This window comes from Methylobacterium sp. P3_A11, from assembly GCF_056403155.1.
On the sequence record NZ_JBFUGA010000237.1, the window covers coordinates 1 to 1,320 of the forward strand.

Annotated in this window: 1 pseudogene; it reads right to left on the reverse strand. The window is 67.8% G+C overall.

The features are described 5' to 3' along the window. Nucleotides 1–41: 41 nt before the first annotated feature. Nucleotides 42–1,263, reverse strand: a pseudogene (locus AC1DXK_RS30990) (IS256 family transposase). Nucleotides 1,264–1,320 lie beyond the last annotated feature (57 nt).

Sequence of the window (1,320 nt, forward strand, 5' to 3'; positions counted from 1 at the left end):
GGGAGTGTCAGGAATTTCGTGTGGGGGCGGCGTGTTGAACATCAGGCCGCCATGGCCCTTGTGAAGCGCTCGCCGAAGATGACGGCGAACTGCGCCTTGGCCATGACCACCTCAGGCGAGGCCATCGTCCACGCCTTCTCGGAGCGGTTCAAGACCAGGTAGAGCAGCTTCAGGTCGGCCTCGTCGGTCGGGAAGTGACCGCGGGCGCGCACGGCCCGGCGCAGGGTGGCGTTCAGGGCCTCGATGGCGTTCGTCGTGTACAGGATCCGACGAACCTCGCCGGGGAAGGCGTAGAACGGGATCACCTCGCCCCAGGCTCGCCGCCAGCTCTGGGCGATGGCCGGGTAGCGCTGACCCCACGCGCCCGCCTCGAAGGCCGTCAAGGCCGCCTCGAAAGCCGCGGCATCGAGCGCGCGGTAGATGTCCTTCAGCGCGGCGGCCACGAGCTTGCGGTCCTTGTAGGAGACGAAGTCGAGGCTGTGGCGCGAGGCCGTGGACGATGCAGGTCTGGACCAGCGCCTCGAGAAACACCGCCCGGATCGCGTCGGGGAAGCCCTTCAAGCCGTCGACTACGGCCAGCAGCACGTCCTCGACGCCGCGGTTCCTGAGCTCGTTCATGACCCGCAACCAGAACGTGGCGCCCTCGTTCTGCTCCAGCCACAAGCCGAGGACCTCCTTGGAGCCGTCGGCGCGCACGCCCAGCGCGATGTGGACCGCCTTGTTGCGGACGACGCCCTCGTCACGCACCTTGATCCGCAGAGCGTCGAAGAACACGATCGGATAGACCGGCTCCAGCGGCCGGGCCTGCCAAGCGGCGACCTCCTCCAGGACCGCGTCGGTCACCGCGCTGATCCGGTCGGGGGAGACCTCGATGCCGTAGAGCTCGCGCAGGTGCCCGACGATCTCCCGGGTGCTCATGCCGCGGGCGTACATCGACATGATCTTGTCGTCGAAACCCGGGAAGCGGCGCTGATAGCGGGCGATCAGCTACGGATCGAACGTCGCCTGCCGGTCGCGCGGGATCGCCCGCTCGATCCGGCCTGTCTCGGTCGTGACCGTCTTGCGACCGTAGCCGTTGCACATGTTGCCGGCCTCCTCGCCCGCCAGATGGTGGTCCATCTCGGCGTTGAGCGCCCGCTCGGCCAGGGCCTTCTTCAGCTCATCCAGCAGGCCGTCGGCCTCGAACGCCGTCTTCGGATCGGCCTCGGCCAGGAGCTGATCCGGGAGCGCGTCAGGGATACGGGGTGCCTTGCGTCGTGCCATCGGGAACCTCCTTCGGATCCACTATGGCCGCCCCCACACGAAATTCCTGACAGTCCC